The organism is Candidatus Symbiopectobacterium sp. NZEC127, assembly GCF_025962675.1.
Classification (GTDB): Bacteria; Pseudomonadota; Gammaproteobacteria; order Enterobacterales; family Enterobacteriaceae; genus Symbiopectobacterium.
In genome coordinates this window covers 466,824-481,450 of record NZ_JAGFPG010000001.1, presented here as the reverse complement: position 1 = coordinate 481,450, position 14,627 = coordinate 466,824, and the positions used below count along the sequence as shown (strand labels likewise).

Sequence of the window (14,627 nt, the reverse complement as noted above, 5' to 3'; positions counted from 1 at the left end):
AACACAGCACGTGCAGAGGAACATCAATGAAAAAATCAGGGATAGCCGCCATTGCCGCAGTGGCGCTGACGTTACTTGTGAGTGGCTGCGATCGACTCACGCAATATTCGCTTAGCGAGCAAGATGTAAACGGTTATCTGCAAAAGCACAATGATTTCAAAAAACAGATCGGTATTCCGGGCGTAGTCGATGCCACCATCGTGTTGAGCGATCTCAGCAGCCAGATCGGACGTGCCGAACCGGGCAAGGTCACACTGTCGGGTCATGCCAAAGTGGACATCAGTTCGCTGCTGGGTGCCCAGTCAGCGGATGCGGTGCTTACGCTAAAAGCACAGCCAGTGTTTGATAAAACCAACAGCGCCGTTTACCTCAAAGAGATGGAGTTGGTGGATTATCAGGTGACGCCAGAGAAAATGGATACCGTATTCAACACGCTGACGCCCTATTTGAATCAGGCATTGAAGAACTATTTTGATCAGAAACCAGCCTATGTGCTCAGCGATGAACACAGCAAAACGGAAGCGTTAGCCAAAAAGCTGGCGAAAGGCATCGAGGTAAAACCGGGACAAATCGCTATTCAGTTGACCGATTAAGCCGTTATCAGGGCGGGTTCCTCCGCCCTGATACTGATAACCAGATTCACGCTTCTTGACTATCCTGCGCGTCCTCATCGTCCTCTTCTTCCACCAAATCTTCTCGTAACGCTTCCAGCGCTTCGCGTGTTAATAGCGCCAGCGTGCGATAAAACGCCGTGGTGGCGTGGCTCTCGACTTTGCCAAGAAAGCGATCGCTCCACGGCAGCAGAAACTCGTCAAACAAGGCCAACTGTGCGGCACTTTCATCTGCCTGTGCCTGATCTTCAAGCCATGAAGCGGCCAACAGCAATGCACCAAAGTGGTCGACAGCGCCTTCTTTGAGCGGCATACCACGCTGTTGTAGAAAAACGCGCACAGCGTCTTGCGCGTCATCTTCGACATAGGCAGAGCGCCAAGGGGAAACCGCACCGCCCTGTTCAACAAACAGCGCGTGATAATCAGCCGTTAATGCACTGATATCAACGCTCTGCTGCATGCGCTCCAGCAAAGCATCCTGATTAAGCGGCCAATGCGGCTTGAGTTTGCCCTGTTCAATCATCGTCAACAAGGGGGTAACCACGGCGTCGTCAGGAGCCCGATTAAACAGCGTACCGAGCAGCCGGCATACCAATGAGAATTCGTTCATGTCATACCTGTTGTTATTATGGTGATTAAGTGACAACGTCACTTAATGATTACAAAGCCGCCAGTTCAACGATAGCTGGACGACCACGTTGTTCCAGAAAATCTAAAACGCGACGAGGACTGACGTTCAGTATGCGCTCTTGCGGAAAATCGATTTCCTGCAAAATGCGTTCGCAGTGGGTAAAATCGCCCAATGTGAATGCAATATGGGAATCAGAGCCAAGCGCCAGCCTTCCGCCCGCGTCGCGTACCGCCTCAGCAATGGCGCGACAGTTGGGTCCACTGCCTTTGCGTGAATGCATAAATGAGGAATTATTCAGCTCTAATGCAACGTCATAGTGCGCTGCGGCTTGTGCCACGGCGGCAATATCAATCGGATATCTGGGGTTGCCCGGATGGCTGATGATATGTACGTTGCCACTCGCCATGGTGGCAATCAGCGCCTCGGTATGAGTAACACGATCCTGCGGTGGAAACACCGGTTCATGAAAGCCGGCAATGACCACGTCCATTTGCTCCAGCATGATCCCGGTACAGTCGATATCGCCCTGACGGTTTTTGATATTGGATTCAATACCACGCAGGATGCCAACGCCATCGACCAACCGTGGCCAGACACGCATATTCATAAAGTGCCAATAGTGCGGCGCATCTGCCATATCAGGACCATGATCGGTAATAGCAAACAGGCGGATATTTTTCAGCTTGGCCTCTGCAATATAGTCATGCAGGGTGCTATAGGCGTGGGTACTGGCGACAGTATGCATATGTAAATCGACGGGATACATGGTCTCTCCTGGCTAGGTATTTCATCTTCAGCATACCATTTATCATCGGCACTGGCAGCCTGCGCCGCAGCTATAACCAAAATTTAACATCACTATCGCGCGCGATACGAACCAAAATTGGTCAGCAAATCAGCAAATTGCACTAAGTTTGGCTAAACGCGCATTTTGTTGCATAAACCCGTTGACGCTGCCCAGCAATTTACCTACATTAGCGCCCGTCGCCGCAGCATATCGGCAGCGAACAATCCGGTGAGGTGTCTGAGTGGCTGAAGGAGCACGCCTGGAAAGTGTGTATACGTGAAAGCGTATCGAGGGTTCGAACCCCTCTCTCACCGCCAAACAGTAAACAAAACGCCCCTGAGAAATCAGGGGCGTTTTGTTTTTGCAATAACCCTACGCTCATTTGCTCTGACTGATAAATTGTAAAATAGCTTTTTGTGCAGAGCGCGAATGCAATGCTGAAAATATATTTAATGCCATCACATTGCTTGAATGATATTGGTTTATCAATTCAGGGAGCCTCCGTGTCGCCTGAATGTTGATGCGATGTTGAAAATCAGCCTTATTGAAGTGATAGCCTAATAGCTCTGCCTGTCGTTTCTCACGCGTGTATTTACAATAAATCGTATGTGGGGACATTCCGTCTGGGATATCAATGCCCGCGCGGCTAAGCATTACTATTGTTGTGGATAAATTCCTCACAAAATATTGTGTTCTTAGTCCCTGTTTTTTTCTCATTTCATGCGGTCTTGTTGATTCTTGGATACGCGATACAGCCTCTGCTGTTAGCGAGCTTTGACTTATTACCTCTCTTCGCGAAACAGGTTGTATATCCGGCGGCAGGTGGGTGCGTGAAACGGTACGGTTATTGAACGATGGGCTGTAACACGCGGCATCACCATAGCTGATGGCGCGGCCATAAATGGCGTGACAACATGTTGTTGCCGCCTGTGCGCTAGCCTTTATCGTCGATGTTGACGGTGCAAAAAAGCCTGACCTTTCCACCACTGAACCACCATAAAGATTCAGTGATGAATTATTTATTTTATTTAAAGCGCTCACCATCAAGGGAAGCGTATTGGCATTACTGTTGTTTCCAGTTTCCGAAACAGGATAAATTATTGGTGAGCAAGCATGATGTGACGAGAGTGGTTTCATAGAATACCCTTTTATAAAAATAAAAAAATATCAGCATCACGCCATTATGCCCTTCTAGTTTTCAATCCGAAGGCTATTTATTGCGTTCTATTACATCCCATTTAATTAACTCATCATCATTCTATATATCATTAAGGGCTCGTTTGATAATAATGGGGGAGATAAAACGATCGCACATTAAAACAAAAACCTCCGCAGGTGTGCGGAGGTCATTTTAGGATAAATCAATGAGACCGGCGCAATAGGCACCGGTACAAAAGGAGACTACGCGGTAACCGCCCTATCCTCCATGGCTTGCCGCCAGCCTCCCAACCATTCAGACCGGGCATTAATGGATTGATAAGGACATAGTTCCTTCGATTTACCGGAAAGTCCTGCTTGATAGCCGCGCGACTGCGCCCGTTCCAAACGATCTCGTTTCTGTCTCTTCATGCCTCATTTCCCTCATTGTTCATCTGGTGGAAAGAAAACAGTGACTGCTTTTCGAGCACCCACAAGGTATCAATAGCGATTCTGGGCACGAAGGTCAAGGCTAAAAATTCACTATCCTGTCACATTTATACGATAAGCTTCGCAGCGAACGTTTTCTCCTGTGTGCAGAATGGTTGATCTTCGGGTAGCTTTTCCGCTGCTGCCTCCCCCACACAGGGAAAAAAGTGAGCGACGCTCTCTTCACACGCGCCAAAAAATAGGAATATTCTTACGAGCCAGCGACGGCACGCCAACAGCGCACACCATCGGTTTCATTCAGTGGCGTCAATGATTGTGGCTGCCCACAATCAACGCTCGCATACGGGCAACGCTCTCGAAAAAAACAGCCCTGCGGCAACCGTCGATTACTGGGTAATTCGCCCGTTTTCATCGTTTCTCCAGCGTGTTGCAACAGCGGCCTGTCAAGGCGAGGCACCGAATCCAACAGCAAACGGGTATAGGGATGGCGCGGATGGTTCAGGACGTTGTGCGCCGTGCCTAACTCAACAATTTGCCCTAAATACATGACGGCTACGCGATCGCTCATGTGGCGGATAACAGAAATATTGTGAGATATCAGCACGTAGGTAAGCTTACGCTGTCGCTGAAGCATCACCAGCAAATTCAGAATTTGTGCCTGAACAGAGATATCCAACGCTGAGGTGGGTTCGTCCAATAAAATGATATCGGGCTGTGCAGAAAGCGCGCGCGCAATGGCGATACGCTGGCGCTGACCGCCGGAAAACGCATGGGGCAAACGATCAAGATACTCATGGCGAATACCAACCAACGTCGCCAATTCGCACGCCAGCTCTCTGCGTTCCGTTTCACTGCCGTGCCCCTGTAACCACACCGGCTCGGTGATGGTGCGCCACACGGGCAGTCGCGGGTCGAGCGATGACAGAGGGTCCTGAAACACCATTTGCATCCCGTTTGCCAGCCAGGATCCCGGCGCTCGCGCTCGTACGCACTCGCCCTGCGAAGGTGCCAACATCCCCATCAATACCTGTGACAAGGTGCTTTTTCCGCAGCCGGACTCTCCGACTACCCCCAGGGTTTCGCCATCGTTAACCGTCAGATCGAGGCCGTTAAGCGCATGCACCTGCTCGACCACGTTGCCACGCCAGTTACGCTTTGCCGGGAAGCGCACATGCACATCACGCAGCGTCAATAATGCGTCATTCATTTTCCACCTCTCTCTGAGGATTCCAGCAGGCCACCTGCTGGGAAGATGCCGCCAGCGTGTGCAGTTCAGGGCGTCGATAGCAGCGTTCCGTCGCCGCCGTGCAGCGTGGTCGAAAAGCACAGCCTTCTGGCAACTGCGATAAGTTAGGCACGGTGCCGGGGATGGCAGGAAGCACGGCACGTGGTACCGCATCATCCGGCGCACAGCGTAACAACCCTTGAGAATAGGGGTGGGCGGGACGCTGGATAACCGCCTGTGTAGCTCCGCTCTCGATAACGGTACCGGCATACATGACATACAGGCGATCGCACAGTTGTGACACTACCGCCATGTCGTGACTGATAAACAACACTGCCGTACCGCGCTCCTGCGCTTTTTGTTTTAACAGGCGCAACACCTGACGCTGCACCGTGACATCCAGTGCGGTGGTGGGCTCATCGGCAATGATCAATTCAGGATTGCAGGAAAAAGCCAGCGCGATCATTACACGCTGTCGCATGCCACCGGAGAGTTCAAACGGGTAGCGCTTCATCACTTGCTCAGCATCGGAGATCTGCATGTCTGAGAGCAATACCCGCGCATGGGCATGGGCATCGCGCTTGTTCAACGGTTGATGCTGTTGGATCACTTCTCGCATCAAATCCCCGACGCGGCGCGTTGGGTTCAGTGCCGTCATCGGTTCCTGAAAGATCATGGCAACCTTGGCACCGCGCATCTGGCGTAGGGTGCGCTCCGACGCATTGAGCATATCCTGCCCCAACAGGGTGATGCTGCCGCTGTTGATGTTATAGCTGCCCGGTCTCAGCAGTCGCATTACCAGCATCGAGGTTACCGACTTGCCGGATCCGGATTCCCCGACCACGCCAACAATTTCACCGCGCTTTACGCTCAACGAGACCTGATTAAGCGCGTGGACCTCACCGCGATAGACAGGAAAACTGAGCGCCAGATTATCAATCGTCAACAGGGTATCGTCCATCAGTGTCCTCCTGAGGTTTTCGGGTCCAGCAGGTCGCGCACGCCGTCACCGAACAGATTAAATCCGACCGCCGTGATCAAAATCGCCATACCGGGAAACGCGCAGTACCACCACTGATCGAGCACGTAACTGCGGCCATTGGCGACCATTGCGCCCCACTCCGCCGTCGGTTGCTGTGCACCTAATCCGATAAAACCGAGCGTGGCAGCCATCAAAATCGCGGCACCGATATCCAGCGATGCCTGCACCACCAGCGGCGGCAGCGCGTTACGCAGAATATGCCAGGTAATCAGATGCCAGCGGTTGGCACCGAAGGTTTTCGCGGCTTGTACATAGGCAAACTGGCGCACCACCAGCGTTTGTCCGCGCGCCAGCCGGACGTAAAACGGAATGCGCACAATGGCAATCGCCAGCATGGCGTTGAACAAGCTGGGCCCCAAGGCCGCCGCCAGCGCCATGGTGAGTACCAATGAGGGGATCGACAGCATGATGTCCATAATCCGCATGATCAGCGCATCGCCAAAACCGCCTAACACCCCTGAAAAACACCCAAGCAGCGAGCCGATAACAGCGGCGATCGCCACCACGGCCAGCCCGGCAGCGACAGATTGCTGGCTTCCCATCACCACCCGGCTGAACAGGTCGCGCCCTACTTCATCGGTGCCAAACCAATGGGTTGCCGACGGTGGCTGCAAGCGGGCAGAAAAATCGATAGCATTAGGATCGTAGGGCACCAGCCAGGGGGCAAACGCCATCATCAGCACAATCACTGCGATAATCGCGCCTCCCAGCAGCGTTAACGGGCTACGCTTGACCAGCCACCACTGCTTTTGCCAATAGGCGATGCGCGGAGACGGTACGCGCAGTGGCGCGGTGTGTTGTTGCGTTACATTCATCACGCCTCTCCTCGTCCAATGCGCGGATCCAGCCACAGATAGAGCAGATCCACCACCAGGTTAACCCCGACATAGGCCATGGACACCACCACGGCAAAGCCCATCACCGCCGGGAAATCCAGCGCCTGAATCGACGCCACCACGTAAGCCCCCATGCCCGGCCAGGAGAACACCGTTTCCGTTAACACCGCGCCATACAGCAGATCGCCGAGCGCCAGTCCCAACACGGTCACTGACGGGATCAGCGCATTGGGCAGCGCGTGGCATACCACAATGCGCCACGGGGTTAACCCACTGGCGCGCGCGGTGCGGATGTAATCCTCACTCAACTGCTCGAGCATGGCGGATCGAATCTGACGCGCCACAATACCGAGATGAACAAACGAGAGCGTGAGCGACGGCAATATCAGGTGCTGCAAGGCGTTCCAAAAGGCCTCATGGTCACCCGCCAACAGGCTGTCAATCAGGTAGAATCCAGTGACATGCGCAGGCGGCTCCAGCCAGTCCTCCAACCGGCCACCGCCGGGCAGCAGATCAAGATGCCCGTAAAACAGCACGATAACCCCCAAACCAAGCCAAAAAGCGGGCGTGGATATCCCACCGATCGCCAGTAACCGCACGCCATGATCCAACCAGCGATCGCGATAGACCGCCGAGAGCACGCCAAGGGGAATACCGGCTGCCAGCGCCAGCAGCAGAGAGCAAAATGCCAGTTCGAGCGTGGCCGGGAAAAAGGTCCGAATATCGTCCAGCACCGGACGGCCCGTACGAATCGAGGTGCCTAAATCACCAGAAAACAGGGCGGTAACATAGCGCCAGAACTGCACATAAAGCGGCTGGTCCAACCCGAGTTGCTGGCGAATATGGCGTACGATGTCATCACTGGCGCGATCGCCTGCCAACAAACGCGCAGGATCGCCGGGGATCAGGTGCGAAATGATGAAGGTGATAACGCAAACACCCATCACCACCAGCACCAATCCCCAGCAGCGTTGCCGCAAAATACTCCAGAACGTCATAGTGTTACTCCACGCGATGCGGCACCAAACCGGTTTAGCGCATCGGGCTGATTATCGTGCGGCGATCTCACGGCCTCGCCGCCTGTTGCTAGTGAACTTATTTCGACATCGTGCCTATGTTGAACACCTGTTCCAGCATTGGGTTAAACACAAAGCCTTTCACCGCACCGTTCATCGCCACCTGATAGTTTTTCTGGAACAGATAAACATAGGCGGCTTCATCAATCACGATGCGCTGCGCCTGCTGGTAATCCTCAGTGCGCACGGCCTGATCGGTGGTCGCCATTGCCTTTTTCAGCAACCCATCGACCGCCGGGTTTTCATAGTAGGAACGATTGCCCGGTAACCCTTTCTTGTTGGATTCAAACCAGTAATTCATAAACATGTAGGGATCGGCGAAATCCGGGCTCCAGTTCCCGATGGCAATATCAAAGTCCCCTTTACCGACCCGTTCGCGCATCGTGGCGTTTGCCAGTTTTTCCAGACTGACATTGACCCCCAACGATTTCAGCGTGGCCTGGGTCGAGATGGCAATCGGCTCCCAGGAGGGATCGTTATCCGAATAGAGGAAGGTTAATTGCTGCGGCTTTTGCGCTACCTTGCTCATTGCCGCCTGTGCTTTGTCGTTGTCCAGGCTGTACTGCATGGCCTCTTTGTCATAGCCCCACATGCCTTCCGGGATCGGGCCGCGCATCTGCTTGCCGTTACCGCCCAAAATGCCCTTCACCATGCCCTGATAGTCCGTGGCCCAGGAGACCGCGCGACGCAGATCAACCTGACTCAACGGCCCTTTGCCATTGTTAAGATAGAGATAGGTCACGCGCAGCGAGGGGTGTTCCTGTACCGACACGCTGTTTTTTGCTTTCAGCGTGGCAAGCTGATCGACCGGTAACGACTCAGCAATATCAATATCGCCGCGCTCCAGTTGCAGGCGGCGCGTGGCACTCTCACCGATGATTTTGACCGAAACACGTTTAAACGCGGGCGCATTGCCGCTGTAATGGGGATTAGGCACCAGCACCACCTGCTGGCCTTTCTGCCAACGCTGTACCTGATAAGGCCCGGAACCGGCGGTATTTTCCGCTAACCAGCCCTTGCCTTCATCGCCGCTGTGTTCACGCAATACCGCCGGGTTAATGATAGAGGCACCGTCATTGGCCAGCGTATACAGGAACGGCGCAAAGGGCGCACTCAGGGTAAAGCGCACGGTATGGGCATCGACCGCTTCAACCTTTAAATCACTGGGGTAGGCTTCAGCAGGACCTTGGCCCATTTTCAGCAGGCGTTCAAAGGAGATTTTTACCGCCTCGGCGCTGACCGCGCTGCCATCGGCAAATTTTGCCTTGGGATCGAGCGTGAAGGTCCAGGTTTTTTGGTCTGGAGATGCTTCCCAGCTCAGGGCCAAATCCCCGGTCACATCGGTAGCGCCTTTGCCGTTTTCCGTTTTGTACTGCACCAGCCGCTGATAACAGGGATAGGTAATGGTCCAGTCGTTATTATCGATGGTGACCGCAGGGTCCAACGTTTGTGGATCGGCGGCTTTGCCGATCACCAGCATATCTTTCGGCACCGCAGCCCAGGCAGGCAATACGGCAGCCATTGCGGTAGCTAACAGCAGAGGTCGTAACAATGCAGTGTGGTGCGTCTTCATGATTCAGCTCCTGGTGATAGTCAAAGGGTTCGCGCAGCGCGCAACAATCAAACAGCCGTCCTACAGTTGGGCAAGGTGCAACCAAACCGGTCGGGCAACAGCGGGTAACGATCGGCATCCGGCAGTTCAAAATGCCACCATTCCGTTTCAATCCCGACGAAGCCGCCCGCCGCCATTACGGCATAGAGTTGCAGTCGGTTACGTTGCACGGCGACGGGCAACGCCGCACACCACGCATAGGACTTTTCATTCATTTCATCGAAGCCGGTGCCCATATCCAGCGCCTTGCCCTGTCGATCCAACAGCGTGACATCCACCGCCACGCCGCGACTGTGGTGCGAGCCAACCGCCAGCGAGGCGACAAAGCGCGGATCGGGACAGGCATCCCACAGGCGTACTTGCGCCGCATGGGGACGATAGGCATCGTAGAGTTGCAGCCGATAGCCGCTCTGTTCGGCAACGGCCACGCTGCGAGCCAGTCCACGCGCCGCGTCCGGGTGCAACAGGCAAAGCGCTTCAGCATAAATGGGATGACCGGTCAGGTTATCCGCCGTGGCATATTTCATATCGATAATCAGTTGGGGTAGCGTCTGCGCCAGATCCACCAGGTCGATAACATCCGTCATGTGTTGTCCTGTTTACGGTTCAAATTGGCCGAATTCCGTTTGCAAAGCGCGGTTGAGCGCCAGTCTCGCCGACAGGTTGTCGCCCAACTGCTCCACCACTGCGGAGAGCAGCAGATTAAACAGGCAGGTAATCGGAGCCAGCGAATCCCAGAAATGGCCGGTATCGGTTTTGACTTGCAGCAAATCCATCGGGTAATCACGCGCCCAGGGGCACCAGAGATCGGTGATCAGCGCCAACGGGATCTGCCGATCGCTGGCGGCGCGGCAATACTGCCGGGCCACGGTGGAGTAGGCGCGCGTGTCGGTCACCACCACATAAGGGCGTTGGTATTCTGAATTGAGCGACTCCACCCAGGTGCCAGACAGCCCATCGACATAGCTCACGCGCGGGCGCAAATACTCCAGATGGCTAAAAAACGCGTTGGCGATGCCGCGCGTAGATTGGATACCGAGAATAAACACCGCCTCTGCTTCGGCCAGTTGCTGACTGATGCGCGCGAAAGCCTCCGTTTGCGCCAGACGATAGACGTCCTGAATGGCATCGACCTCCAGACGCAGAGAGGCGCTGAGACGATCCGAGAGGGTGCGCTGCTGCTGCCAGGCATCCAACCGGTCGGTAACGCCCCAGGGGCGGTATGGGGCCAGCGCATCGGCACGCAGGCTTGCTTTGACATCTTCCAGATTGCGGTAGCCCAGTTTGCGCAGATAACGCCCCACGGTGATCCCCGTCGTGCCGGTATAGCCGGCGATGCTATCCGCTGATTCAAACGGTATCTGTGCCAGATTATTCAGCAACCAACCGGCAATACGCTTACCGCTGGGGGTTTGCTGACTAAACGACGCTTCGATACGTGCGATAAGATCAATGCGCACATTGGCGTCAGGGTTAGCGGAAGAGGCGTCATCTTGCTGCATGTTAGTGCCCTGTCATTCGCGGTCATAATGTTATGCGATTAACATTGCAGTATCCGTGCCAAAAAATAACCAATTGATATTTATAGAGATGATGAATTTTTGAGGGTTTTGAGAAAGGTGCAGTGCGCCATCATGGCGCACTGCGTGCAGGCAAATGCATGAAAACAGTGCCGAAAAAACCAATAAACCGTTACATTACATAGCGTTAGATAAGAATTTCCTATCGCTGCAAACTACTCGCTGCGTTGAATCTGCGCGGCAATGGATTGCGCGACCTGCTGCCAACCCTGTGCCAGCGTTGTCACCAACGCGTCATAGCCATCGTCTTTAACCGGCAGCACCAGATTGAACGGCTGACGCAGCAGCCGATCGCCGCGCTGCAAGGTCCACTCCCCTTGCACCACCGCTTTTCCGTCGAACCGGCCGTGGAAGGCTTTCACGGTAACAGCCAGCTCCGAGGGGGAGGCCCCCAACGGTTGCGAACTTACCGTCCAACCCGGCAGCCCGGCATTCAGGCTGCTTTGCAGCGTCTGTTGCAACTGTTGTTCCAGCGGGCTGGCCCACAGATTATTGCTGGCAATGACATAACGTACATCATTGGTCTGGTAAACCAGCCCCGAGGTGCTGAGATAATCCGCCAGCGCAACGTGGGAGAGCCACAGCGTGCGGGCCGCGGTCAGATCGGTTTTTCCCGCTGCCGCCACAGACGGCTGCGGCAGTTGGTAATAGGTTTTTGGCGTTGTACTGCTGCATGCACTCAACAGCAACGCCACTGCCACCAGCCATCCTTTACTCATGGTTTCGCCCTCTTCGGTTGGGGATCTTCGCTCTCAGGCGCCTGGAAGATCAGTGCATTGCTTTTGTCATTCAGCGTGCGCAACACCGGCTGCAACTCTCTTAATACCTGATCCAGACGCTGCATATTTGCCACCAGGCGGTTATAGGCCGGTGAGCCTGGCTGCAAGCCTTGCATACTGCGGTTCAGCTCTTGCAGCGTTTGTTGCATATCCTGCGGCAGCGATTGCATCGCTTTGCTGGAGGTTATCTGGTTTAACGAAGCGAGCGTCTTTTTCAACTCACGCAGCGTTGACTGGCCCTCTGCCAGCGTCTTGGTGGCTTCGCTCACCATGGGCGTTAACGGCAGATCGTTGATCTTATCCAACACCGCCATCAGTTTTTGCTGGATTTGCGACAAACCGCCGCCCATGGTCGGCAACACCGGATACCCATCAACCACCCGCAGCGGCCCCGTGCTGTTACCGCGTGCTTTCGGGTAAAAGTCGAGATCGATAAACAAAGCACCGGTCAACAGGTTAGCCGTTTTCAATGAGGCACGCAGCCCCATGGTCTGTGCGTCGGCGAGCTGTTTCTGGTAATCAAACTGCTTGCCGATGATCTTTTCAAAACGAGCAGGTTCAACGCGGATCAGCACCGGAATGCGGTAATCCATATCCATGTCCTGCTTAAAGTTGGTCGTCACCAGCGGCGCTTGAGCAACGGTTCCCAGGCGAATGCCACGGAACTCCACCGGCGCGCCTACCTGCAACCCGCGGATCGATTCATCAAAGAACATCACATATTCTTTGTATTCCGTGTAGAGCGAATCCTGAATACTGCGCTCATTATCAAACAGCTGATAGTGCGCACGATCTTGCACGCGCTCACCCAGTTCCCACCCGGCAGGCACGTCAAAGCTCACGCCACCGCTGAACAAGGTGGTCAGCGATCCCATTTCCACCCGCATCCCCTGCGCCGACATATCCAGCGTAACGCCGCTGTCTTTCCAAAAACGGACATTGCTGGTCACCAGACTGTCGTATGGCGCGGTGATAAACAGTTGATAGCGCATTTGTCGCGCCTTGGTATCGAACTCGCTGGTTTCAACCGAACCAACGCGGTAACCGCGAAACAGTACCGGATCGCCGGCATTCAACTGGCCCGAACGCTCGCTGTCGAGCAGAACACGGATCCCTTTGGCGTGCGGCGGTGCCAGCGGCGGTGAGTCCAACAACGCAAATTCACTGCGCGCTTCACCGCTGACACCCGGCTGAAGTTCAATGAACGCACCGGACAACAGCGTGCCTAACCCGGAGACCCCTTCGCGGCCAATCTGCGGTTTTACCACCCAGAACACAGAATCATGACGCAGCAGCTTACCCATACCAGAATGCAAGCGAGCCACAATCTCCACCTGGCGCAGGTCTTCACTCAGCACCACGCTCTCCACCACACCCACGTCCACACTGCGACTTTTGATGGTGGTTTTACCGGCGACAATCCCTTCGGCGCTCTGCGTCGTTAGCGTGATCTGTGGCCCCAGGTGACTGAAATGGTAGAATAAAATCCAGGCACCGATCAGCACCGTCACAATGGGTACAATCCACACGGGCGACCAGCGTTTAATCGCTTCCACGTTCGCGACAGAATAGTTATTTTTCGCCAATGGCTGATCCCTCTTGGTCATTATCACGCTGGCGATCCCACAGCAAACGGGGATCAAACGTCATGGCGGCAAACATGGTCAAAATGACCACCAGCGCGAATAGCACCGCACCGATTGCCGGATAAACACTCATTAACTGGCCGATGCGCACCATGGCAGACAGCACCGCAATAACAAATACGTCGATCATCGACCAGCGACCGACAAACTCCACCATCTCATACACCACGTGCAGCCGCTCGTTATCCTGACGCCCGTTGCCCGCCGCACTCCAACATAACCATGCCAGCGCCAGCATTTTCAGCGACGGCACCATAATGCTGGCAATGAAGATAACCAGCGCTACCGGATAAGATCCCATGCCCCATAGCAGAATGACCCCCGACATAATGGTGGACGTTTCACTACTCCCTAACGCCTCAGTGATCATGATCGGCAACAGGTTCGAGGGAATATAGAGCAACACCGAGGTCAACAGCAGCGCCAGCGTCCATTGCAGGCTGTTTTTACGCCGTGCGTGGCCGTGACGATGGCAACGCGGGCATTCCCACTGATCGGCGGGCAATATTGCCGTACAACAGGTGCAGGAACGCAGCCCTTGTGCCAACCCCGATCGTGCGGTTTGCGGCACAAAGGGTAACGGCGGAGCAGGCGCTACGTCATTCCACACGCTGCGCCGATCCAGACTTTGGTAGGCCAGCAGTTGCAGCAGACAAAACAGGACATAGGGAACAAAACCGGTGCCGACGCCAATGTCACCATAAGACATCAGCTTCACGAAGCTCACCAGCACGCCAGCAAGAAAGATTTCGGCCATTCCCCAGCTTTTCAGCCAGAATAGCCAGATGGCCATTACCCGTTTCAGCCGTAATGGCATATCGCCGCGCAGCGACAGCAGGATAACCATCACCATGGAGAGCGCCGGGATCACCTGAACAAACAGCATAAACAGGAAGGCGACGCTGGCGTAATTATCGGACACCATCACCTGCGGGATCTCAAACAGCGATATCTCACTGGTGATGCCCGCCACGCGCATATAAACAAAAGGGAAGGCGTTCGCCAATGTCAGCATCAGCAAGGCGCTGAAGGCAAAGCCAATGGAGCGCTGGTGCGCCTGATTCTGGCGGTTGGCCAGGGTTGATTTACAGCGCGGACACACTGCCTTCTGCCCGTGCTTCAGGATGGGTAACTCCACCAGCATGTCGCACTGGGGGCACAACATGTAGTCGTCATGTCTCGCGTTATGATTGCACACGCTCTGCCTCCTTTATC

General features: G+C 54.6%; 15 protein-coding genes and 1 tRNA gene. 2 read left to right on the top strand and 14 right to left on the bottom strand.

What is annotated here, in order from left to right:
* The first annotated feature begins 26 nt into the window (after positions 1–26).
* Positions 27–593, top strand: coding sequence for a lipoprotein (locus J5069_RS02140; RefSeq protein WP_264642295.1), 567 nt, complete (start codon positions 27–29; stop codon positions 591–593).
* A gap of 46 nt (positions 594–639) precedes the next feature.
* Here the strand turns inward: J5069_RS02140 and J5069_RS02135 are convergent, their stop codons facing one another.
* On the bottom strand, positions 640–1,221 hold the full coding sequence (locus J5069_RS02135; RefSeq protein WP_264642293.1) for a molecular chaperone: 582 nt from the start codon (positions 1,219–1,221) through the stop codon (positions 640–642).
* A gap of 49 nt (positions 1,222–1,270) precedes the next feature.
* Positions 1,271–2,008, bottom strand: coding sequence for a phosphatase (locus J5069_RS02130; protein ID WP_264628402.1), 738 nt, complete (start codon positions 2,006–2,008; stop codon positions 1,271–1,273).
* Between the two features lie 248 nt (positions 2,009–2,256).
* On the opposite strand from J5069_RS02130, the gene J5069_RS02125 reads away from it, so the two are divergent.
* Positions 2,257–2,346: transfer RNA gene (locus J5069_RS02125), tRNA-Ser, on the top strand.
* Between the two features lie 61 nt (positions 2,347–2,407).
* Here the strand turns inward: J5069_RS02125 and J5069_RS02120 are convergent.
* The 12 genes from J5069_RS02120 to pqiA form a co-directional block, all read right to left on the bottom strand.
* On the bottom strand, positions 2,408–3,166 hold the full coding sequence (locus tag J5069_RS02120) for a hypothetical protein (protein ID WP_264642292.1): 759 nt from the start codon (positions 3,164–3,166) through the stop codon (positions 2,408–2,410).
* A gap of 264 nt (positions 3,167–3,430) precedes the next feature.
* Positions 3,431–3,598 carry a ribosome modulation factor gene (gene rmf / locus J5069_RS02115; protein ID WP_195312963.1) on the bottom strand — a complete coding sequence of 56 codons (168 nt, stop codon included), beginning with the start codon at positions 3,596–3,598 and terminating at the stop codon, positions 3,431–3,433.
* Positions 3,599–3,866: 268 nt separating this feature from the next.
* Positions 3,867–4,823, bottom strand: coding sequence for an ABC transporter ATP-binding protein (locus tag J5069_RS02110; RefSeq protein ID WP_264642291.1), 957 nt, complete (start codon positions 4,821–4,823; stop codon positions 3,867–3,869).
* Complete coding sequence (locus J5069_RS02105) at positions 4,816–5,802, bottom strand: ABC transporter ATP-binding protein (protein ID WP_264642290.1); 987 nt, start codon at positions 5,800–5,802, stop codon at positions 4,816–4,818. Before J5069_RS02105 ends, J5069_RS02110 begins: the two co-directional genes overlap by 8 nt.
* Positions 5,802–6,698 carry a D,D-dipeptide ABC transporter permease gene (gene ddpC / locus J5069_RS02100; RefSeq protein WP_264642289.1) on the bottom strand — a complete coding sequence of 299 codons (897 nt, stop codon included), beginning with the start codon at positions 6,696–6,698 and terminating at the stop codon, positions 5,802–5,804. The genes J5069_RS02105 and ddpC overlap by 1 nt, the downstream gene beginning before the upstream one ends.
* Positions 6,698–7,717, bottom strand: a complete 1,020-nt coding sequence (locus J5069_RS02095; RefSeq protein ID WP_264642288.1) for an ABC transporter permease — start codon at positions 7,715–7,717, stop codon at positions 6,698–6,700. The genes ddpC and J5069_RS02095 overlap by 1 nt, the downstream gene beginning before the upstream one ends.
* 97 nt (positions 7,718–7,814) lie before the next feature.
* Positions 7,815–9,368 carry an ABC transporter substrate-binding protein gene (locus J5069_RS02090; protein ID WP_413542194.1) on the bottom strand — a complete coding sequence of 518 codons (1,554 nt, stop codon included), beginning with the start codon at positions 9,366–9,368 and terminating at the stop codon, positions 7,815–7,817.
* A 47-nt stretch (positions 9,369–9,415) separates the two neighbouring features.
* Positions 9,416–9,994 carry a D-alanyl-D-alanine dipeptidase gene (gene ddpX / locus J5069_RS02085; protein ID WP_264642287.1) on the bottom strand — a complete coding sequence of 193 codons (579 nt, stop codon included), beginning with the start codon at positions 9,992–9,994 and terminating at the stop codon, positions 9,416–9,418.
* A 12-nt stretch (positions 9,995–10,006) separates the two neighbouring features.
* Positions 10,007–10,909, bottom strand: a complete 903-nt coding sequence (locus tag J5069_RS02080; protein WP_264642286.1) for a MurR/RpiR family transcriptional regulator — start codon at positions 10,907–10,909, stop codon at positions 10,007–10,009.
* 233 nt (positions 10,910–11,142) lie between these two features.
* Entirely contained in the window at positions 11,143–11,706 is a 564-nt protein-coding gene (gene pqiC, locus J5069_RS02075) for a membrane integrity-associated transporter subunit PqiC (RefSeq protein ID WP_264642285.1), read from the bottom strand.
* Entirely contained in the window at positions 11,703–13,352 is a 1,650-nt protein-coding gene (pqiB, locus tag J5069_RS02070; RefSeq protein ID WP_264643699.1) for an intermembrane transport protein PqiB, read from the bottom strand. The genes pqiC and pqiB overlap by 4 nt, the downstream gene beginning before the upstream one ends.
* Complete coding sequence (pqiA, locus tag J5069_RS02065) at positions 13,339–14,577, bottom strand: membrane integrity-associated transporter subunit PqiA (RefSeq protein WP_413542213.1); 1,239 nt, start codon at positions 14,575–14,577, stop codon at positions 13,339–13,341. The genes pqiB and pqiA overlap by 14 nt, the downstream gene beginning before the upstream one ends.
* Positions 14,578–14,627: the final 50 nt, after the last annotated feature.